Source organism: Paenibacillus sp. LjRoot153 (assembly GCF_964253085.1).
Taxonomy (GTDB): Bacteria; Bacillota; Bacilli; order Paenibacillales; family NBRC-103111; genus Paenibacillus_E.
In genome coordinates, this window is the sequence record NZ_CAXUQH020000001.1 from 6,642,362 (window position 1) to 6,663,670 (window position 21,309).

General features: G+C 45.3%; 18 protein-coding genes. 3 read left to right on the forward strand and 15 right to left on the reverse strand.

The window, feature by feature from the left end; genetic code table 11:
- Window positions 1–49: 49 nt before the first annotated feature.
- The 6 genes from ACSQ8P_RS28655 to ACSQ8P_RS28680 form a co-directional block, all read right to left on the reverse strand.
- Window positions 50–2,152, reverse strand: coding sequence for a heparinase II/III domain-containing protein (locus tag ACSQ8P_RS28655; protein WP_436238304.1), 2,103 nt, complete (start codon window positions 2,150–2,152; stop codon window positions 50–52).
- Window positions 2,153–2,166: 14 nt separating this feature from the next.
- Window positions 2,167–3,057 carry a carbohydrate ABC transporter permease gene (locus ACSQ8P_RS28660; RefSeq protein ID WP_436238305.1) on the reverse strand — a complete coding sequence of 297 codons (891 nt, stop codon included), beginning with the start codon at window positions 3,055–3,057 and terminating at the stop codon, window positions 2,167–2,169.
- A gap of 18 nt (window positions 3,058–3,075) precedes the next feature.
- Window positions 3,076–3,972, reverse strand: coding sequence for a carbohydrate ABC transporter permease (locus ACSQ8P_RS28665; RefSeq protein WP_436238306.1), 897 nt, complete (start codon window positions 3,970–3,972; stop codon window positions 3,076–3,078).
- Between the two features lie 83 nt (window positions 3,973–4,055).
- Window positions 4,056–5,450 (reverse strand): ABC transporter substrate-binding protein, encoded by a 1,395-nt coding sequence (locus ACSQ8P_RS28670; RefSeq protein WP_436238307.1) that lies wholly within the window; start codon window positions 5,448–5,450, stop codon window positions 4,056–4,058.
- 140 nt (window positions 5,451–5,590) lie between these two features.
- Entirely contained in the window at window positions 5,591–7,213 is a 1,623-nt protein-coding gene (locus ACSQ8P_RS28675; protein ID WP_436238308.1) for a response regulator, read from the reverse strand.
- A complete protein-coding gene (locus ACSQ8P_RS28680; RefSeq protein WP_436238309.1) occupies window positions 7,197–9,020 on the reverse strand; it encodes a cache domain-containing sensor histidine kinase in 1,824 nt (607 codons plus the stop codon). The genes ACSQ8P_RS28675 and ACSQ8P_RS28680 overlap by 17 nt, the downstream gene beginning before the upstream one ends.
- A 229-nt stretch (window positions 9,021–9,249) precedes the next feature.
- Here ACSQ8P_RS28680 and ACSQ8P_RS28685 point away from each other — a divergent pair, with 229 nt between their 5' ends.
- The 3 genes from ACSQ8P_RS28685 (at window position 9,250) to ACSQ8P_RS28695 (ending at window position 11,159) form a co-directional block, all read left to right on the forward strand.
- The gene (locus ACSQ8P_RS28685) at window positions 9,250–9,681 is read left to right on the forward strand and encodes a VOC family protein (RefSeq protein ID WP_436238310.1); all 432 of its coding nucleotides are present in this window, start codon (window positions 9,250–9,252) and stop codon (window positions 9,679–9,681) included.
- Between the two features lie 309 nt (window positions 9,682–9,990).
- Entirely contained in the window at window positions 9,991–10,287 is a 297-nt protein-coding gene (locus tag ACSQ8P_RS28690) for a transposase (protein WP_436233768.1), read from the forward strand.
- 11 nt (window positions 10,288–10,298) lie between these two features.
- Window positions 10,299–11,159, forward strand: a complete 861-nt coding sequence (locus ACSQ8P_RS28695; RefSeq protein ID WP_436239623.1) for an IS3 family transposase — start codon at window positions 10,299–10,301, stop codon at window positions 11,157–11,159.
- 309 nt (window positions 11,160–11,468) lie between these two features.
- Here the strand turns inward: ACSQ8P_RS28695 and ACSQ8P_RS28700 are convergent, their stop codons facing one another.
- The 9 genes from ACSQ8P_RS28700 to ACSQ8P_RS28740 form a co-directional block, all read right to left on the reverse strand.
- Window positions 11,469–11,987, reverse strand: a complete 519-nt coding sequence (locus ACSQ8P_RS28700) for a DinB family protein (protein ID WP_436238311.1) — start codon at window positions 11,985–11,987, stop codon at window positions 11,469–11,471.
- 104 nt (window positions 11,988–12,091) lie between these two features.
- Window positions 12,092–13,684 (reverse strand): extracellular solute-binding protein, encoded by a 1,593-nt coding sequence (locus tag ACSQ8P_RS28705; RefSeq protein ID WP_436238312.1) that lies wholly within the window; start codon window positions 13,682–13,684, stop codon window positions 12,092–12,094.
- A gap of 82 nt (window positions 13,685–13,766) precedes the next feature.
- Window positions 13,767–14,639 carry a carbohydrate ABC transporter permease gene (locus ACSQ8P_RS28710; protein WP_436238313.1) on the reverse strand — a complete coding sequence of 291 codons (873 nt, stop codon included), beginning with the start codon at window positions 14,637–14,639 and terminating at the stop codon, window positions 13,767–13,769.
- Window positions 14,640–14,654: 15 nt separating this feature from the next.
- The gene (locus ACSQ8P_RS28715; RefSeq protein WP_436238314.1) at window positions 14,655–15,587 is read right to left on the reverse strand and encodes an ABC transporter permease; all 933 of its coding nucleotides are present in this window, start codon (window positions 15,585–15,587) and stop codon (window positions 14,655–14,657) included.
- Between the two features lie 40 nt (window positions 15,588–15,627).
- Window positions 15,628–16,902: a hypothetical protein gene (locus ACSQ8P_RS28720; protein ID WP_436238315.1), complete on the reverse strand. Its 1,275-nt coding sequence runs from the start codon at window positions 16,900–16,902 to the stop codon at window positions 15,628–15,630.
- A 201-nt stretch (window positions 16,903–17,103) separates the two neighbouring features.
- Complete coding sequence (locus ACSQ8P_RS28725; RefSeq protein ID WP_436238316.1) at window positions 17,104–18,672, reverse strand: response regulator transcription factor; 1,569 nt, start codon at window positions 18,670–18,672, stop codon at window positions 17,104–17,106.
- Entirely contained in the window at window positions 18,650–20,488 is a 1,839-nt protein-coding gene (locus ACSQ8P_RS28730; RefSeq protein WP_436238317.1) for a cache domain-containing sensor histidine kinase, read from the reverse strand. Before ACSQ8P_RS28730 ends, ACSQ8P_RS28725 begins: the two co-directional genes overlap by 23 nt.
- 178 nt (window positions 20,489–20,666) lie before the next feature.
- Entirely contained in the window at window positions 20,667–20,912 is a 246-nt protein-coding gene (locus ACSQ8P_RS28735) for a hypothetical protein (protein ID WP_436238318.1), read from the reverse strand.
- Window positions 20,913–21,031: 119 nt separating this feature from the next.
- A complete protein-coding gene (locus ACSQ8P_RS28740) occupies window positions 21,032–21,259 on the reverse strand; it encodes a spore germination protein (RefSeq protein WP_436238319.1) in 228 nt (75 codons plus the stop codon).
- Between the last annotated feature and the right edge of the window lie 50 nt (window positions 21,260–21,309).

Consider the following 21,309-nt stretch of genomic DNA (forward strand, 5'->3'; position numbering starts at 1 on the left):
CTTACATATCAAGGGCAGCTTTCTATACTAATTAGCTGCAATGGACATCTCAGCTATTTCTCCTATTCAGCTCCGCCTTCTCTCCTCTCAACTGCACATCATACGTGATCTGCGATCCAACTCGATTCCACACGACTTGTAGGTTGCTATTCGACAGCATAACAACCTCAAGATGACCCTGTGCCTTCACTTCCCTACTTCGGTCGACGTGCAGCAGCTGCACAAAAATCGCACATTGTTCCACAGCAGCGGTTGTAATGAAAGACGTTCGTTGCCCGCTCGGCGGATTGTCTGGGGTCAGTGCTGTATATGTCGTTGTTGGCTGCGAACACCAAACGTGTTGTTCCAACATGCCTTCACTCATGCGGTATTCGAAGGCCGATACGTCCTGCACCAGCTTCCGTTTCTCCTTGAACCATTGCTGATCCAGTCGGCCAAGTTGATCTTCCGACGTAGACCATTTGGCAGCATCATCCTTGCCTAGCAGCGTGCCGCTAAAATGATTCGTTACATGGACCACCCGTGGGACTGGGACGGTAACTTGAACGATATCTAGCAGATGATCCTCTGCTAGCAAGTTAATTCTCCGAATTTGAACACCTTCGGAGGCGTCAATGTCCCAAGGATTGAGCTCAGCAGGCAGGATAATACGATCTTTCATCAAATAATCTTCAGCCAACCAATCCACAGCGGTTTCCAACCACACACCCCATGCTTTTTCGTGCATTTGAATCAATCGCCCATCCCGTGGCGGCTGGTCTGCCCCGTCGATACTCACGGTATTATGCGAATACGTATGCTTAAACCACCCGTAATGAACTGGAATCCCGTATGCCGTGGTGCCCGGATCGACGAGTAACGGGACATTGCCGTGCATAATGGACAAGCCAAGTCGGTCCATATGATCATGCTCGCCACCGAACCGGCTGTGCTTCACGATCACATGCCAGCCATCTTGGTTCACTAACTTGGTTAGCCCGCTTCCAGGTAAAGAGCGTGTCCGCTGCACCTCTTCCCCAAGCTTGTCTGACTCCTCTACATGTCCGATCAAGTCCTGACCAAACATCAAGGCATAAATCGAATCTCGCTTTGTTCGATTTACTTCTTTCATGCGCCGATCTGCATCATCTGTGCCATAGGCCGTATTCAAAAGCGAGCAATACTTGCCATCTCCGTAGATATCGTAGGCAATCTCGTAATATGGCGCATATGTGCCTATATGATGGCCAAGCCCTGCATCATTGAGCGTCGGCATCACGCCGTTAGGTAATACCAACTGTAGTGGATAATCGAACATCGCTTTCAGCGCTTTCTTTTGCCAGACATCCCACGGTGTTCCTTCCGCTATTAAGGCGTAGTGCAGCAACGATTGAAACGCATAGAAGTGATACTGCACGTTCCCCTCGTACCATAAGCCGTCCTCAAAAATCCCACGTTCAAGCTGGTCATCCAAACCATATTCCCCTGCTAAGCCTGCATCAAGCACGTTTCTATCATTTAGCAAAAGCCCAAGCGCGGCAATCGCCGATGTAATCAAAACCGAATGATTATGGATTTGCTTTTCTTTATGCGCAATGAGAAACCGAGCACAGGGCTCCAGCAAACCTACCCGAATATGCGCAACCTCAGCTGGAGTCAGATGCTCCTGTATCACATCAAAGCCAAGTGCCAGATCTGTGATCCAATGGGCTTCATCTAAGGTTTGAGCAAATAATTTCCCGGGCCCATTATAAGGAATATCACCATGAATCGCGTACGTTTCATAGTGGTCGGCATACGCCATCAGATAGGATTTAACGTTATGCAGCCGGCCTGCATCAGGTTCCACCGCATACAATAAAGCAATGTGATACACAGCACGACCGATCTGACTATGCGCAAATGACGTCCAGCCCCCATCAAGCAGCTTACTTCGTCTCTCCTTGCCACAGGTCGAACAGAGATGAAGAAAGGGCTCGTTCCACTGGAAAGTGAGCCGAGTCCCATCTTCATCGCAATAATAATAGTGCATCCATTCGCCTTGCTCATGGGAGCGAATGGCGAAGGTGATCTTCGCCGCTTCTTCCGCATCCCGTCGTAACAGCGCCATTGCTGATTGAAATTCTGATCTTCCTGCGTTCCAACGCAGTCTTTCTAAACGCTTGATGTCCATGGTCAGAAGTCCTCCTAGCCTTTCAATGAACCCGCCGTCATTTGCATAAACGAACGATTCGCAATCATATAAACCAGCAGCAACGGAAGAATCGATAAGCACGCTCCAGCTAGCATATAATGCGTTTGAACCGCAGCTGTTGTCCCGTACCGCAAATAAGATAACCCAACGGTCAACGTTTGCAGCTTTGGATTCGTCATCGTGAATACTAACGGTCGCAAGTACTCATTCCACGCCCCGCAAAAAGTAAACAAGGCCCCAACCCCGAGTCCTGGTCGCATGAGAGGCAAAATAATTCGCCAGAAAATACCTCCGTTGGAACAGCCGTCAATTCGCGCGGCTTCGTCTAATTCCCGGGAAATACCCTGCAGAAAACTTAGTAGAATAAAGAAAATATACGCGTGTCCGCTAACCAGAATGAGAACAACGCCCCATAAACTCGTATTCAGGTGCAGCTTCACCATCAGCTCGAACTGCGGTCTAATGACGACTGCTCCAATGGAGATAAACATCGTGGAGGCTTGAATCGCCACATAGATCGCTTTTCCAGGGAATTTAATACGGTCAACCACATAAGCTGCCATGGAAGCTACGGTCAGCACGCCGATCGTCGTTGCTCCACTCAGGAACAAGCTATTCCAAGTAAATCTCGCAAAGTTGGCCTGTACCCAGGCTTCCTTATAATTCTCAATATGCCAGGAAGACGGGAATATCTTGCCCCCCTTGGTAATCTCCAAATTTGACATAAAGGAGCCTAAAAAAGTCACAACGACTGGGAAAACGATGAGCAAGGCGGTTACTAGTAAAAACAACCAGAGCAGCGCTCTTCCCCCCCATCTCCCCGCTGAGAAGGAATGCGTTTGTTTCTTTATATGAACAGCAGATATCGCTTCTGTCACTTCCATGGTTCTTAAGTCTCCTCCCTATTGTAGTTTGTTTAGGCGTTTCGACATCAGATGATACACAAGCGTGATGATGCCGACAATGACAGCGGTCATGAAACCAACAGCACTACCGTAGCCAAATTGTTGATCCGTAAAAGATCCTGATGGTGTTGGGAAAAAGAGCTTGTAAACATAGAGATACATAACTTCCGTTTTCCCTACCGGTCCGCCTTCGGTAAGAACCATAATGCTTTCATACCCTTTGAGGGAATTGATAATCGCGAGCATGATCACGATCTGCAGCACGGGACCTAGCATTGGAATCGTTAAATACCAGAACTGCTGCCATTTATTCGCGCCGTCCAAGGATGAGCTTTCGTACACATCATTCGGGATATTTTGAAGACCAGCTAGAAATAACAGCATGTAGTTCCCTACCGCCCCCCATACCGCAATGATGATCGTTGTCAGCATCGCATGCTTGGGACCGAGCCAATCGATTCTTTCAGAGATGATATGAAACTTTAATAAATACTGATTAAGAATACCGTTGTACGAGTTGAAAATGATAAAGAATACGACAGCCATGACAGCTGAGCTAATAATCGTAGGCATGAAATAGATTGCTCTTAACCAGTTGCGTCCGCGCAGCTTGGAGTTCAATATAACGGCAAGTGCTAAGCATAACGGAAGTGTTATGATGAGCTTTCCACCTGCATAGACGAATGTATTTACGACAGAATGCCAGTACTCCGTATCCCGGAAAAGTCGACTGAAGTTATCGAATCCAATAAACGTTGGAGCCGCGTAGCCCTTGTACTCATAAAACATGTATCGAATCGCCCAAGCAATCGGATAGACACCCAGCACCATGGTCAGTAGAAAGCTTGGAAACAAAAATAAGTATGAAAACCCGATCTGGCGTGTTCTGTTCATCCCATTCCCTCTCCTTCACGCTAAGTAGAGAGCGAGAGTGGAGTTTAACCTCCACTCTCGCTGTATGCCTCTTCAATTAGCTCTTATTTCATCATTAATTTCATTGGATCGAAACTTGGATTCGGCGCTACTTTGACATCGCCTTTCGCGACTGCTTTATCCAACGCATCGTTATAACGTTTGCTCAAATCTTGAATAATCTGATCCAAATTACCACCACTGATCATATATTTGAAGAAGGCATCATTATATTTCATACCTTCAACCGTAACGGTTGGTTGAAGCGGCCATGTACCGTCATTTCCACTAGGCAAGAAGCCTTCAATGCCTTTGATCTCTGGTTTTTTGGCAACAGAGGATACAGATGGTACCATCGACAAGCCAAAGCCTTTTTCGTGATACGTTTTCAAGACTTCATCTTCATACATGAACTGCATGAACTTCCAAGCTTGATCGGCGTTTTTGGTCGTGTTACTGATGGATAGCCATTGACCACCAAGGAATGAACTTGCGCCTTTGATCGTGCCATCAATGGTAGGAACAGGTGCTGCAGCCCATTCAATCTTCGCTGGGAATTGGTTCGCATATACGCCTGGCTCGGAAGAGAAGGAGATGTACATACCGATTTTACCTTCCGCGAATTGTGCACGAAGTGGATCAATATCCAAGGATTCCATACCTGGCAATGTGCTGCCGTCGTCAACCATTTGCTTGAAGGATTGAATGATATCTTTGTACCCTGCGAAATCAAACTTCGCTGTTTTGAAATCATAACCAAAGCCGCCGTAGCCGCTTGCTTCTGCAATTACTCTTGCTGAACGACCAAGGGCACTGTCCGGGCTCTTGAAGTTCTGCGCGAAGCCGTAGGAGCCATTCGCTTTACCAACTGCGGTAATTTTCTTCGCATCTTCAACCATTTCTTTCAATGTTTTCGGAGGTGCCGTGATTCCAGCTTTAGCAAAAAGCTCTTTGTTGTAAACGAGACGAATCGTCGATCCGTAGTTTGGAAGGCTGTACATTTTGCCACCAATGCGATTGAAATCATCAATGACTGGGAATTTCTTCTTAATCGCATCCGTTACATACGAATCAATAGGTTTCAGATACCCTTTCGCTGCAAAAGGTTGAATCGTATTTTCTTTGACACGAATGATGTCAGGCGCCTGTCCGGAAGCAAAAGCCAGATCAATCGCTTGGTTAAAGTCTTCCGTCTTTACAACCATTTCAACTTCAATATTATCGCCATTCGTTTCGTTGAATTTCTGAACAACACTCTTGATATAATCCATATCATGACGGTCACCCGTCCAATAAGAGAGCTTCGTTTTGGCCTTGGAAGGAGCTGTGCTCGCCGGCCCACTGGATGCTTTCGCCGATGCTGCAGGGCTTGCTGCAGTTTCGGTTTTGGTGGAGCTGCAAGCTGCTAAGCTACCTGCCAGTGCGACTGTTAATGTGACCGTCCCTATTTTCTTAATCATGTGTAAGCCTCCCTTAAATCTGTTGTTTACATTTCTAATATTAAAAGATTTCCCTTGTGCTGATAATGTGGTCAACTCTTGAATGAGGGCAGATATTTCTATATGTTTCCCTTCCCCATGGTAATAAAACAGGCAAGTCCTCACGGCTTGGAGGGCTTGCCTAGCGACATTTCTTTGAATTCCGTCGGCGTTAGACCGGTCTGTTTTTTAAATACCTCGCTGAAATAACGCCGATGCTCGTAGCCCAGCTGCTGCGCAATTTCCTGTACCTGATAATCCTCGATCAGCATCGACTTCGCCCTCTCCATCTTGGCTTGCGTAACGAACTGTTGGAACGTCGACCCGGTTACTTTTTTGAACAAATTCGAATAGTAGCCCCAGCTTAAGTTCACCTGCTTCGCACAGTGCTCCAAGGTCAAATCCATATTCAGATTCGCTTTGATGTACTCCGCTGAACGATGGATAATTTTCTGCGACTCGCTGGCCCGTTCTTGATGGATCAGTCGACAGCCTATTTCACACAGCTCGATGAACCATGCGCGATACTCCAGAATAGCAGCCCCGCTGTCTCTTATTTCCTGATTTTTCGTTTCAAATTCAGCTAAGCTATGGCGAGGGAATTTCTCCATGAGCACACGCAGCATGCGAAGTACAAGACCTTGCAATAAACGCTCTACGACGCCAGGCTCAGGGAGAATCGACACTTTCCCCATCTCCGTGAAAACCGTCATCGCCCACTCGACACAGGCGTCCCGATTACCCGAGCGAAAAGCGAACAGAAACTCATTCTCGCTATCCTCCGTGTAAATCCACTCCACAGGCAGTGCTGCTGCGTCCGTGTTATATCTGAATGCCCCATTACCTCCTGTGTAGAAATGATACGATAATGCGCTAAGTGACTGCTGATAACTCTTGGGCAGCTCTTGCACGGTCTCTACACTATTTCCAATGCCAATGGAGATCGTAAATTTCGTATGTCGCGCAATATTCGCGCAGCACTGGTCTGCAATTGCAATCGGCATCTCATGATTCCCCACATGGAGAATACAAATATACCGATTGAAACCTTCCCTGAACACAACCGCTGGCCCGCTTAAGGCAATCGTCTCTTCTACAATATTTTGCAAGGAAAAACGAACTAGCTCTAGTTCTTTCACCGGCACTTCGCCATATTTATCGGTAAATTGATCAATTTGGATCGTCATTACCGCAAACGGAGGCTTAAGCTCATTAATGTCCAGAAAGTCGGATAAACGCGCCAGTTCCGCTTCATTAGTCTGATGGTAGACGAGTAGGGATAAGTACTCCTGCCGGAGAGCCGGCATGCTTTCCTTAATTTTCTGTTGGAGACCGATCAGCTGCGTGCGGCTCAGGTTTTCTTGCTCCCAAACCTCCTTCGCCTTTACGACCGCTTTCACAATCTGTTCAATGGAAAAAGGCTTCTTCACATAATCTAATGCTCCGTATTGGATCGCTTTTTGGGCATAATCGAAGTCGGTATACGCGCTTAAAATAACAACTTTACTCGTAGGCAGGATCTCCATAATATTGCGGGTCATTTCTAAACCATCCATTTTGGGCATACGAATGTCGGTTAGAATCAGATCTGGCCGTGTTTCACGAATTACCGCAAAGCCTTCCTCGCCATTGGTCGCACTTCCTACGATTTCGATCCCATGATCTTCCCATGGAATCTTCTTCGTAATCATATCCACGACACTTCGAATATCATCCACCACACATAGCTTAATTAGTCGGTCCATGGAAATCCTCCTCTTTCTCATACCGTGGCAGCCACAAGTCGATTTGAGCTCCGCCAAATGCATTCATCCCGATCTCCATCCGTTGTTCAGTCCCATAGTACAGCTGCAGACGCGTATAAATATTGCGCAGGGCATAGCCATGCTTCGAGGTCATCGGGTGCATCATACTTTGAAGAAGGCGTTCGGGAACGAGACCATGTCCGTTATCCTCCACCGTGATATGCAGCCACTCATCTTCGGTTCGAGCTCTGAGCTGAATTTCACCACCGGAGGTCATATCCTTGAAGCCATGCAAAATGCTATTTTCAATCAATGGCTGGATCATGATTTTAGGTACAAGGCAAGCTAGCAGCTCTGGCTCGACCTCCATTTGGAAGACGAATAAATTCTCATACGACCTTTGCTGAATCGCCAAATATTGACGAACATGATCGAGCTCATCTGCGAGTGGAATCAAATCCCTGCCCCCACTTAAGCTCAATTGGAACATATTCGATAAGGCCAAAATCATTTCATTCACATCTTCGTTTTCACCCAGGACTGATTTGCAATAAATCGTATTGAGTGTGTTATAGAAAAAATGCGGATCCATTTGCGCCGTCAACGCCTTAATCTCTGCTTTCCTTTTATCACGTTCCCGATTGGTGACGTCCGCAATAAGCTGCTTAATCTCGTCCAACATCCGGTTGAAGCGGAAACCGACCTGAGAAACTTCATCCTTATACTCGCTTTCAAAACGTACTTCCAGATCATTCTCTTCTACGCGCTTCATCAGTTTCTGCAGTCGGAACAACGGTTTGAGCAGCAGGAGCGTTAAATTATTCGTGATAAAAAGGGAAACGAGGACAAAGCCGATGGTCACTAATGTCGTAGCTTGCTTGATGCCATTCAATTTGGCTAACAATTTATCTTTGGCTTGGACACTGACAATCATCCAATCATCTTTGACGTCTAAGCGCGCATAGTTAACAAGGTAGTTATTACGATCCTTATCCTTGAAAAAGAACGATCCTTTACTATCATTGGTAAGTTGATGCACAAAATCGGGACGTTGAATGAAGGCTTTATCCTGAATACGATCGGCGTAGTTAATATCTTCCCCTTGTGAGTCTACGAAGTAGTAGTGCTTATTGGGATCCGACAAATTATCCATAAAGAGTTCACGCAAATCATCTTCCTTCACATTGATGACCACATACACATTGGTTGGCTCGTTAAGCATGATCGAATCTTCACTTACACCCTCTGCGACAAGCGAGATGACCCGCTGTTTCCCCGTAAAAAACGGATCCACATGCCCTGTGCTCCAAAAGCCGCGCTTCAAAAGCTTAAATTGCTTAAACATGTCCGATTCATAAAATGAGTTCGAAATATTACGTGCACTTGAGGTCGGATAGAAATCCCCAATTGGCGTGGCTATTAATATACTTTCGATCATGGAATCATTAAACTTCACTTGATTGAAGACGTACTGCAAAGCCGTCAATGACTTATAGTAGCTAGTACTATCTTTATTCTGAACATCTTTCATCAGCTGCTTGAAGGCGTCGCTGAACATGAGAGCCCGCACAGCGGTTCCGATATTTTTCAGTCTTTCATTGACGATTTGCGCAGATTGATTCACGGTATCCTGACTAGACTGCATCGCATTGCGCTGAATTTCCTTGGACGCGATGAGGTAGGCGATGCTCCCTGTTGCCACCATACCTACGGTAATTAATATGACAAAGGTAAACCATATGCGTTGTTTGAGTGAGAAGGAATGGAACAGGCGTGACAGCCACGACCATATAGCAAGCTTATTCATAGGCGACGATAGCACCTTTCCTGTGTGTGAGAAGATAGTCTTTATCTACTATATTATAGTATAGGTCACTTTCCGAGAGCATGGGGGAAATTCGAGATCGAGGGCAACTATTTCGCTATATCGTCCAATAACTAGAACGTATGTTCTTTATTTTTTCGGGGAAATGTGGTAATAATAAGAGGTAGACTTTTTACCTTTCAACTACTTCAATTTGAGGAGCTGTTTATTGATGTCCGTTCGTTTAACTCCGTATCTAGTATTGCCTGGTACTGCTGGTGAAGCAATTGCCTTCTATGAGAAAGCGCTGGATGCTCAAGTCCTATTTAAACAGACCTTTGGTGAAATGCCTGCCAGCCCTGATTACCCGCTTGCCGATGAACAAAAAGGGCTTATTGCCCATGCCATGCTGCAAGTCGGCGAAAGTCAACTGATGTTCTCGGACTCCGACCCAGGTAAACCCGTTCAACAGGGAGATCATGTGACGATTTGTATTACTACGAAGGATGCCAGCCTATCGAAGCAATATTTCGAAGGGCTCAAAGATGGCGGCACGGTTATTATGGAGTTGCATGAGGCATTTTTCAGCCCGGCATACGGACAAGTCAAGGATAAATTCGGGGTGACTTTCCACCTATTCACAGAAGGCGCATCGATGAATTAAACGTGAAAACGTGAAAACGGCTCTGTTCGCATGATTGCGACAGGGCCTATTTCTTTGGGGCTGGGCAGGTTGCGCTGACTGGCAGACTAACTGGCCGCAGGACCGGTTCACGGACTGGCCGACTATTCGATTACACGACCGACTCACCGACTAGCCGCAGTAGTGATTAAATGGAAATTATCCATCTATTTCGGCCCATTTAACCTAAATGTGCTGAATAGATGGATTTCTGCACTTAGAATAAAAAGTGGACGTCTCTTAGTGTAGAAGTAATAATAAGCTTAACAATTAACTAAGAGGTGTCTCTCCATGAGCGAATCAAGACAACGATATAATGAAACTTTTAAACGTGAAGCTGTAAAGTATGTGCAAGAGCAGACTAAATCCTTAGAGCATATCGCGGACGAGTTGAATGTTAATCCTGGTACTCTTCGAAATTGGCTGGGGAAATACCGTGAGTTTGATCATGAGCCTGTGAACAAAGTGGAAAACCTCCGCGAGCAGTCTCAACTCATTGATGATCAGAAACGGGAAATCGAAGATCTCAAGGAAGAGATCGCAATTCTAAAAAAGGCCATGCACATCTTCAGCAAAGAAAGGAACTGAGATTTCAGTTTATTGAAGATCACCGCTCTGAGTTTCGATTGGAGAAGATGTGCAACGTTTTAAAAGTGTCCAAGAGCGGATATTACAAATGGAAAACAGCTGACGTCTCTGAGCAGTGCAAGCGTAAAGAGGAACTAACAGATCGTATTAAATACTATTTTCAACTGAAGCATGAAATCTATGGCAGCCCACGTATACACAAAGAACTTCTAAAGGAAGGCTTGTGCGTATCGGAACGGACGGTCGGCCTTATTATGCGTGAACAAGGGTTACGCTCCTGCATGGCACGTAAATTCAGAGTGCAAACAACGGATTCTAACCACGACCAGCCGATTGCGCCCAATCTCCTTCAGCAAGATTTTGCTGCAACGAAGCCAAATGAAAAATGGGTAGCAGATATTACTTACATTCCATGCCGTCAAGGAAAGCTCTACCTTGCAAGCATATTAGATCTTTACACAAAGCAAATTGTTGGATGGAAACTGTGTGACCGAATGACAACGGATCTCGTCTTAGATGCACTTAAGAAGGCTTATAGCGTGAAGAAGCCTAGAGAAGACCTGATTCACCATTCCGACCGAGGTTCTCAATATGCGTCCAAAGAGTACCGCAAACAGCTCGAAAACTACGGGATAACACCAAGTATGAGTCGAAAAGGAAACTGTTATGACAATGCCTGTATTGAGGCATTTCATAGCATTTTGAAGCGTGAATTCATCTATAGCAACCCAAAATTCAAGACCAAACAAGAAGCTCAGCAGAAGCTGTATCGGTATCTTGAGTTCTTTTACAACAGGACAAGGTCGAATAGCACAATTGGTTACATGTCACCTGAGCAATTTGAGCAGCTATACTACCAGCAGGTCGCATAACTTAGTGACGTCCACTTTCTTGACAGAAGAGCATTCCTACAGTTATTATTCCCACTTTTCGCCAACTCATTGGATTTCCTCAAAATTAGCTACATAAAATCCATCTAAACCAACTTCCTAGCTGATTTCGCTCAAATTAACATCAGAATATCCATCTATTTTGTGGATGGCATGGGAATGTGCCTGCAGGTAGGGCAGATATTTGATGGTTGAGCAGTTCTGGGAGGTGCTGCAAGTTTTAGAGCTGCCTGAATATGGTACAAACGCGACAGCAAGTAACCGCGCAAAACATCCTTAGCTTCGACGCGTTTAAGTAAGCTGCTCTGCACCCGCATACCAGAACAGCGCGTATTCCGTCATGACCGAAGCATGACCCATTTGGCGCAGCATAGCCGTGACATTCCCCCGATGATATGTAGCGTGATTCACGACTTGGAGAACCATCTCAGTCAAACTGGTTTCCCTTACTCCTGCATGTGGATTATCGACCGTGATTTTCTTTTCCAAATCAGGCTGTTCCTTCAAAAATGCTTTAAATCGCAGCGACAATTCGTTATACATACCCTCTAGCTCATCCAAGCTCTTGCTCTCTGTTGCTTCCGTTATCTGCCAAGAGGCTGACATAGCCGCCTGCATATCCCGACCTCCAAGTATATCTAACCACACGCGATCTGTAAGGTAGATATGAGCAATCACTTTCGATACCGTCGGAAACACACTCTGAATCTCTTGACGGTACACCTCCTGTGGAAGTTCCTTCAACCTGTTTATCAGCGTTTGATTCGCCCATACATGATAGTCATACATACGTTCAGCCGTTTGTGTCATTCAACATACACTCCTTCAATTGGTTTTATCGTTATTCCCAGTTATACCCTTATTATAAAGTAAATACCCTGACAACTATCTGTCAGGGTATCTCAAGAAATTTATTATTTTCCTAACTTATTCATGTAGTCCACGTATTCTTTCTCGGCATCCGCTGTAGCTGGATACCATTCTTTCTCCAAAAAGTCCTTAAACTGTTGGAGCGTAAGTGTGCCCATCAAGTATTTCAATTCTTGATCGTCTTTTTTCTTAACTAGATCCGGAATTGCTGTATTCAGGTTCAAGATTTTAGGTGAGCGAACGGCAGGCACGTTGACTACAGTCATTTGCTTCATCGCCACATCCAATTGCGCTTTGTACGTATTCAATCTGTCTACTGTATCCGCGCCCTCGATAATAGCTGGGTTGCCATCAATTGCGTTCGCAAGCGTCATATACGTGCTCGTTGTGGAAGCAAGTTTGGTTGCTTGGTCGGCTGTACGGGAAATGTTTTTCGTAGCAGGATCATAGCTGTCAAACGTTAATCCTTTCATACCTAGTTGGAACAAGGTATTCGCTTCAGTCGTATTACCCCAATCCAGGAATTTCAATACGCCATCCACATTTTTGGACGATTTCGGAATCATCCAACCGCCCCACACTGCCGGCGTAACGAGATCCATGGCTACACCCTTAGTATCTTTTAAGACAGGTTGATACGAGTACTTTTTGTCAGATTCCTTATCCTTGGCTAAGTTGGCCATAACTGCGTACTGATGAGAATAAATGATACCTACGCGATTCTGATTCAGCTTCTCTTGATCCACATAAATCTTGTTAATCAGGTACTCGGGATCGATGAGTTTTTGTTCGTTTAGCCCTTTCAAATACGTCAGGAAAGGAATATAGCCAGACATTTTCTCTCTGATTTTATAAGCACCATCGGTATCTTTGACGCCATTGATAATCGGAAGATTAAAAGCAGAAGCCAAGAAGAAGGTGGAATTCCACACCGTATTGCTGCCAAGGCTAGGATTGGACAAGCTCAGACAGTAGGTATCGGCTTTACCGTTACCATCTGGATCATTATTGGTAAAAGCTTTACACACATTCGTAAACTCATCCAATGTTGTAGGTGCTTTCAAATTCAACTTGTTCAGCCATTGCTGGTTGACCATATAGCCCCAGTGATTCACAACGTTCGTTCTCGGGATTAGATAAATTTTACCATCGTTAATAGATTTAACGGCGTCCCACATTTCTTTCGTAATGTTTTTCGTCAAATTCGGATACTTCGCAATCTTGTCATCCAGCGGCGTCAGTAGACCGTCCTTGGACCATTTCTCCAGATTCGCGTCAGCCCCGCCCCAGTTGTATACGAGATCTGGCAGATCACCGGATGCCATCATCACCTGAAGTTTCTCGACATAGTTGTTAATTGGAGGCGCTTCTACGGATAGCTTTACATTGGCCAGCTTCTCAGCTTCAGCAATGACGGGATTGTTATCAATGACCACGTTCGCATTGACCCGGTTAAACATTTTAATACTGACAGGTGCTGTTTTGGCTGGTGCTGTTGACGCTGTGCTTGTACTCGGTGCTGTCGTAGCAGCTGTGGTTGCCGTATTATCTGTGTTAGAACTACAAGCCATAACGATAGAAGACAGTAACCCGATGCAAATTAGACTGCTTGCGATGCTTTTGACTGACCCTTTCAATACCAACAACTCCTTTATGATTGCTATTATTAAACTGCGGGATGGCAGATTTAATCGAGGCTAACCGTGTGAAATGATGAAATTACCCTTTAATCGAACCTACCAGTACACCCTTCATGAAATACTTTTGCAGGAAAGGATACACAAGCAGGATCGGCAGCGTAGCAAAGATGATGATCGCCATCTTGATGGTAAACACCGTTATCCCACTGTTATTCATATCCATAGCATCTTTGGCAATGCCGCCATCATCGACAACCATCTCCCGCAAAATCAACATCAATGGCCACAGACTTCGCTTGGAGGTGTAAATAATTGCTGAGAAGAACGTGTTCCACTGCGTCACCGCATGAAAAATAACGAAGGTCGCAATAGCCGGCTTAGAAAGTGGCACGATAATTTTATATAAAACCTTGATTTCATTGGCCCCGTCGATAAACGCCGATTCCTCCAAGCTCGCTGGTATAGCGCTTACAAAGTTCTTCATTAAGATCAAATTGTAGGCACCCAAGACGCCGGGCAGGATCATTGCCCATAGCGTGTTGTATATATGCAACGTTTTGATTAAGTAAAAGTTAGGAATCAAGCCGCCATTGAAGAACATCGTAAATGTAATGAGAATCATAATAACATTTCTGCCCTTTAAGTCCGTTTTGGAGAGCGGATAGGCTGAAATCAGGAGCAGGAATATATTGAGTGCTACGCCTATAATCGTGATGAGCAGCGTATTCTTATACCCGGTCCACATGAGCGGCATCTGCAGAATCTGCTTATACGCCGCTAACTCAATGTGATAGGGAATGAGCTTCAAAGGATTCGCCAAATACTCGGAGTACGGAGTAATCGAGAACGCTGCCACATAGAAGAATGGAAATAAGCAAACGATTGCAAACAGCGTCACAATGCCATAATTCAAACCATCAAAAACTTTATCGCCAAACGATCGAATGCCCACAACTGTAACCTCCTCTTACCAAATCCCATCTTCTTTCATCCACTTTGCGATCTGATTGCTCGCTAGCAGGAATATTAACCCAATTACAGAGGTGAACAGCCCAACGGTTGTACCGAAAGAGAACCTTCCGCCAATCAAACCGACGCGGTACACATAGGTCTCAAACACTTCGGAAACACTGAGGTTCAACGGATTTTGCAATACAAAAATCTGTTCAAAGCCATTGCCCATAATATGACCCAGCCTTAGTATCAGCAGGATAATAATCGTCGATTTGATCCCTGGCAGCGTGACGTATAGGATTCTTTGGAAGCGGTTCGCGCCATCGATACTAGCGGCCTCATATAGTTCTGTATTGATCCCTACCATCGCGGCTAAGTACAAGATGCTTTCCCAACCCGATTCCTTCCACATGCTGCTGAGGATTACCAAAGGTCGAAAGTAATTCGTATCCGCTAAGAAGAACACAGGCTCGAAGCCAAACTGCTTCAAGAAAATATTCACAACGCCCCATGACGGGGACAGGAAATTGACCAGAATCCCCCCAATGACAACCCAAGAAATAAAATGCGGTAGATAGATGATTGTCTGGGTAATGCGTTGGTAGGTACGGTTACCCATCTCATTGAGCAGCAATGCCAGTAGAATTGGGAACGGAAACCCAAATACAAGTCGCAGAAAACTTAAGTACAACGAGTTCCAGAACACCGTGTAGAAATCACTCAGCCCGAACATGTACCGGAAATTCTCAAAGCCAATCCACGGACTTCCGACAATCCCTTTGGAGAAATTGAAATCCTTAAAAGCAATGATAATGCCGTACATCGGCACATAATTGAAAATGAGAAAGTACACAACAGCAGGAATCAACAGGATGTACAAATATTTCTTCTTATTGATGTAGCGCAATGCAAGCTGCGTCTTACTCCTAGCCATCTCAGATGCCATACCGATTCGTCACCACCTAACTGAGTGTCAGGTGCGCCTCTCATTTGTTCTGAAGCGCACGTTGTTGCTTGAAAATATCATAAATATCTTTGCTCAAAATAATCGTATCCTTGTCCTTCTCATAAAAGGCTTTATACCAAGCGTCCACTTGTGCGCCACCCGCCTTCTCCCAAACTGCAATGGCATCCTTCTTCGCTTGCTCTGGCGAATAATTCGGTGTCAATATGGCCTTCATCCAAATGTCGCCATCGCCTACATCCACTTGCTTCATCGTGTCTGTAAGAATCTGCTGAAGATCTTTCGACAGCTGCGGCATTTGCTCGGAATGCGTAGGTCCTGCCATCTGCAAATTAAAATCGATAAAGGAAGAGTTCGCTTCGAACATCTTCTTAACTTCCTGCTGCAAGGGGTCTTTCGTATCCATTTTCTCCACACCGAAATAGCATTTACCGGCAAGTGTTGGTGAGGCTAACATCCCGAAATCGCCAGACGCATAGTTGAATTCCTTCTGCCATTTGTTCAAATCCGTCACCTGAGGGCATTCACCTGGCAGTGTCTTACTGTGCACACCTTCGAACCCGTAGTACATCGTTTTCATAAACGTCTCCGAAGCTGCGAAATCCACATATTTCATTACCGCTTCTGGATCTTTCGTTTCGGCATTTACGACACCTGTCATTTGAATCGGGTTGACGAAAATCGGATTAAATCGTCCCACAGGGGTTGTCGGATAGGGCATAATAGCCAGCTCGGCATCTGGCACACTCTTTTTCAGACCCACATAGAAGTCATTATAGAAGGTGATCGGAACATTGAACTGGTCCATATAAATGCCGATTTTCCCATTCAAGAAATCTCGCTTGGCCTTAGCCCCGTACTTATCGATATAAAATTCCTTGTCAACCAATCCCTCATTGTACAGTCTCTTCTTGAACGCTGTTACTGCCTGCATATTGTCCCATCCATGAATGAGCTCGTTGCCCTGAACGACGAAATTCGGATTGTTCAGCTTCTGATCAGATTGCGTCCTTGGTAAAGGAATGAAGGTGACATCCACGGGACCTGCTTGGTTAATCCATTTTGTCATGAGATTATTTTCAACCGTTCCTTGGCCCGAAGGAATGTTGCCACGATCATAAATCGTGACGGTAACCTTGCCACGTTTCGCAGACTTCTGTGCGTCGGTCTCTTGTGCATTCTTAGAATGGGTAGAGCAGCCCGTCATAATGGATATGATCACCACAGTGGTCATCAGTTTTGGAAGGCAAGCTCGTTGGAATGGATTACGCAGAGTGCTTCCCCCTCTCGTTGTCATTGTGTTTATCATACCATTATGTAGTTAATTGTAAGAAAATTGGGCCCATGCAACATCTACGATTTATGGGAAAACGGATACGATTTTTAGATTCTAACTGGAAATGTACAGCTTTCCATACGCCAAATGTCGCGCGCACAAAAAATCCCCCAGCGTCTCAGATAGACAATGGGGGATGCTAATGATACTACAGAGAACTTATCAATTCCTCACGTTGCTAATCGCATCAGGTCGAACCATCTTGCGATAATCCTTCGGCGACAGGCCTGTTGTTTGCTTGAATAGTTTGGCAAAATAGTTCGGCAAATCGTACCCAACTACGCCCGACACCTCGGTAATTTTCATATCCGTGTTAGCCAGTAGTCCCTTCGCTTTCTCCATCCGCAGTTCAATTAAATAATCAACAAAGCTGCGTCCTGTTTCTTTTTTGAACAGATGACTGAAATAGGTCGCATTCAAATGCACCTGCGAGGCCACCATTTGAAGTGGCAACTGCTCCGCATAATGCTCCTCCATGTATCGTGCCGCCTTCCACACGACATTCTCGCTATATTTCTCCTGCCACGCCGTGAAGTTGCTCATGAAGCGGTCCAATTCCATGCCCGTCCAATTAGACACCTCGTCATTCGTGCCACAGGCGTGCAGCAGCGCGATGCGCTCTGTCAATAACTGTGGTTCATACGCCATCTCAAACTGCTTGCGTGCAGTTTCCTGTAAAGCAAAGCTGAACGACAAAGCCTCCACTTTCCCATTTTCCACGGACAATCCATAGATGTCCTTCATCAATTGGGCTAGATATAGCTTCATCGGCTCAATTTGTCCTGCTAAGATAAACGCAATCGTCTGCGTACTAATGAGCTGCTGCTGGGCTCGATTCGTCGATAATTGTTTATCGACCTGTGCATCGTTTTTGTCCTGCGCCGCAACCATAGTTGCGCCTAACATGCTACGCCCTGCCTCATATAGATCAGCAAGATCCTGAACGCCAGCTGCTGCCCCTACACAATAAGAAGACATTTGTAAGCCAAGTAACCGTTCCACGGTTTCACAAGCCGCTTCACAAACAAGCTTTTCCTCGAACGAATCCTGACAAAGCAAGGCAAACTGCCCATTTTCGATCAATAACAGCTTCCCATCCATGTGATACATATCGAGCAATTCGCCGATCATATTTAGCACCGCAAACTGCAGTAACGGCATATCCCGCTTCGTATACTTTTTGTGTGAAGGCATGAAGTCCGTGATCTGGAATAAGACCAGTTTGCAGTCAGCTAAACTCATCTCTAATTCCGCTGCTAATTCTGCACGATAGGAGAAGCGCAACAAGAGCCCTCTTAACGTGTTCTCCAGCAATAAGGCGTGCTCCGTTTCCGCTTTGCGCAGATTCGCTTGCTTCTCCAATACCCGAACCTCAGCTTTATCTAACGCATCATAAATATCTTGCTTACCACACGGTTTGATTAGCAAATCCATGGCACCGTACCGCAATGCGGCTTGCGCATATTGGAAATCCTGAAATCCCGTTATGACGATGAACTCGATATGCGGGAACTTGAGCTTACTCCGTTTCAGCAGCTCTAAGCCATCCATTAATGGCATGCGAATGTCCGTAATGACGAGGTCCGGCAGCCTCTCAGCTATAAGGATTTCTGCTTCCTGCCCGTTCTCGGCCTCACCGCAGACATGCCAGTTGGTTTCAGATCCCGTAATCATTTTGGCAAGCCCTTTGCGAAATAATGGCTCATCCTCAACTAATAAGATGTGGTTCATCCACCTTTCCCCCTTCGAAAGACATCATCTGTTCACACGGCAAAATCAAGCGCATCCGCGTGCCCTGCGGCAAGCGTTCGATTTCTAAGCGATAGGGATCGCCATAGACCAAGTAAATACGACGTACAACATTCCGAACACCAATACTCTCCCGTTCCCTCTGATGATCATACACCGACTGTTCTTCCGTCAGACGTACAAATGTCTCCTCATCGATGCCGCTCCCATTATCCTCGATTTCAATCTGTAAATCAGCGCCTTGGCGGAAAGCTCGAATCCATAACCACTTGTTGTCCGGCTGATCACGAAATGCGTGAACGAAGACATTCTCAACTAACGGCTGAAGAATCAGCCTCTGCATCCCACAGGCCAGAAGCTCATCCTCTGCTTCGATGGAAACATGCAGCCCTTCACCGTGCCGAGCCTCTTGGATCGTCATATAATTTCGAATTTGCTTAAGCTCCTCTTGCAAAGTACTTGGCGCAGAGACCGATTCCAATGAATAACGCAATAAATCAGATAAACTTGTCACCAAGGAAGCCGTCTCTACATCGTCGTACAGGAGCATGATTTTCCAATAAATCGAATTCAGTGCGTTGTATAAAAAATGCGGATTCAACTGAGCCTGCAGCGCTTTAAGCTCCGCTTCCTGTTCACTCAGCTTGCTGACGTACACTTCCTTAATTAACGATTGAATATTCTCGACCATTCGATTGAAGCTTTCCGCCAGAAAAGCAAACTCATCATTAGACGTTTTGGGAATTTCAACCTCCAAATTACCTCTGCGCAATTGATGCATGGCGGACACTAATCCGTGTAAAGGCTTCAACATTCTACCGCTGAAAATCGAGACACAGACCGCCATCAGCAGAACACTGACGAGACCAGAAATGACAGCAACCTGATACACCATCCTGCCCTTTTCCTCAATATCCGCTAGGGAAATACCACTAACAAGCTTGAAAGAACGGGCTTCGTAGGTGCTTTTTACAAACAAATAATCCTCATTTTCATTCCGCTCGATAAATGACCTCTCCTGATTTTCCCATGCAGGAATAATCCCAGCCCTGCCCTGCGGCACTCGACTATACAACAATTTATTATATTGGTCGAAAATATACGCTCCTGTCGTTCTGCCAGCCATTAGTTTGTCTAGGGGACTTGTCAGAAAAGACTCATCAATAATCATGACCAGCGTCCCGTAAACAGCTTGCTGTTTCGTCGATTTGAGCAGGCGAGTTGCGACCAGATTGCTTTTCTCCCCGGAAGGATCAGAGGAATCAGGAATGCTTAATCGCTGCCATACAATCTCCGCTGATGTCTGGTTCACCCCCGTCTTCACCTTATTGTAAAAATCAGGAAACGTAATCTGCATGGACGGGTTCGTATGACTGAAGTAGTAATTATTCCCTTCCAGATCAACAATATATAACGCACGTATTTGCGGCGTTTCATTCTTCAATGGCAGCAGAATTTCCGACAATTCACGTTCCAAAATAAATCTACGATAGGCTTTGGTCTCACCATCTGGCGGCTCCGCACGGATTCCTTGCACAATTTGCTCAACGCGGGGGTGAAAAATAATAAAATCGGTAATCCGATACATATCTTGGATTTTGAAACCAATCTGCTCGATCGTCTGCTCACTGGTCGTTAGATACTGCTTACTGATCTCACTTTCAAACAAATTTAAATAAATACGATACGAAATGTACCCAGTAATGAGGGAACAAAGAATGATGATGATCGACAGTGTCATAATTAATTTCACTTTAAAATGCTGATTAATATACTGTAGCACTTGCCGATGCTTCATCTACAGATGGCCTCCTGAATTGTGCCAAGTCTTTCCTGCGTAATAATACCTACTAGTGTAATACATCCCCTTACTTGCTGACATCTATTTATTATCGAAAAACGGATACGATCTTTAGGTATACGAAAAAACGAAAAAAAACGCCCATGCGTATCGCATCGACGGTCAGTCAGTCTTATTAAAATTGACGGTATACAACAGACTCATAATCGAGTCGCTTTTTATCAAGTTCACGTTGTTCACGGTGTACCTGAAGCCAAGAACTGATACATACGACAACAATACTAGCAAAGAGTAGAAAACCCAGCGCCTTCCACCAAAAACTGCCTACGACAGAAGGATTGACCCCCATGATCAAAATGAGGACTGGAAGAAACCACATTAGATTTCCAATATATATCCGAATCACTTTTCGTTTTAACAAGCGTCTCTATCCCCTAAAATGGATTCGCGTTCCGTATATCCTTCGCAGCACCCTATCCCTTTAGGACCGTCAACTACGGCGCAAAATTCGTCCAATTTATGGAAGTTAATGAGCAGCAATTATATCGTATTATTCGGCGTATCCACGAGGTCAGGATCGACCGTATTATTGCTCCCATTTAGCACATTCTGAACACTTCCAAAGCTATCCCCTGGCGAAAACGAGTTGGCTCCCGCAAAGATTTTGGAGCTGCTGGTAAGGTTAATTACCAAGGTATCGCCAATCTGGACATTGGAGCCCTGAGTGACATTGAGGATTTTGATTCCACCGTTAATAATTGCAGGCATGCTCTGGCCACTCCCTTCCAACTCTTAACCATTGTATGTGCTCATGTGCC

What these genes read in the sequence shown, in the direction of transcription:
- ACSQ8P_RS28655 (WP_436238304.1), bottom strand. Translation starts at nt 2,152, where the DNA reads ATGGACATCAAGCGTTTAGAAAGACTGCGTTGGAACGCAGGAAGATCA.
- ACSQ8P_RS28660 (WP_436238305.1), bottom strand. Translation starts at nt 3,057, where the DNA reads ATGGAAGTGACAGAAGCGATATCTGCTGTTCATATAAAGAAACAAACG.
- ACSQ8P_RS28665 (WP_436238306.1), bottom strand. Translation starts at nt 3,972, where the DNA reads ATGAACAGAACACGCCAGATCGGGTTTTCATACTTATTTTTGTTTCCA.
- ACSQ8P_RS28670 (WP_436238307.1), bottom strand. Translation starts at nt 5,450, where the DNA reads ATGATTAAGAAAATAGGGACGGTCACATTAACAGTCGCACTGGCAGGT.
- ACSQ8P_RS28675 (WP_436238308.1), bottom strand. Translation starts at nt 7,213, where the DNA reads ATGGACCGACTAATTAAGCTATGTGTGGTGGATGATATTCGAAGTGTC.
- ACSQ8P_RS28680 (WP_436238309.1), bottom strand. Translation starts at nt 9,020, where the DNA reads ATGAATAAGCTTGCTATATGGTCGTGGCTGTCACGCCTGTTCCATTCC.
- ACSQ8P_RS28685 (WP_436238310.1), top strand. Translation starts at nt 9,250, where the DNA reads ATGTCCGTTCGTTTAACTCCGTATCTAGTATTGCCTGGTACTGCTGGT.
- ACSQ8P_RS28690 (WP_436233768.1), top strand. Translation starts at nt 9,991, where the DNA reads ATGAGCGAATCAAGACAACGATATAATGAAACTTTTAAACGTGAAGCT.
- ACSQ8P_RS28700 (WP_436238311.1), bottom strand. Translation starts at nt 11,987, where the DNA reads ATGACACAAACGGCTGAACGTATGTATGACTATCATGTATGGGCGAAT.
- ACSQ8P_RS28715 (WP_436238314.1), bottom strand. Translation starts at nt 15,587, where the DNA reads ATGGCATCTGAGATGGCTAGGAGTAAGACGCAGCTTGCATTGCGCTAC.
- ACSQ8P_RS28720 (WP_436238315.1), bottom strand. Translation starts at nt 16,902, where the DNA reads ATGACAACGAGAGGGGGAAGCACTCTGCGTAATCCATTCCAACGAGCT.
- ACSQ8P_RS28725 (WP_436238316.1), bottom strand. Translation starts at nt 18,672, where the DNA reads ATGAACCACATCTTATTAGTTGAGGATGAGCCATTATTTCGCAAAGGG.
- ACSQ8P_RS28730 (WP_436238317.1), bottom strand. Translation starts at nt 20,488, where the DNA reads ATGAAGCATCGGCAAGTGCTACAGTATATTAATCAGCATTTTAAAGTG.
- ACSQ8P_RS28740 (WP_436238319.1), bottom strand. Translation starts at nt 21,259, where the DNA reads ATGCCTGCAATTATTAACGGTGGAATCAAAATCCTCAATGTCACTCAG.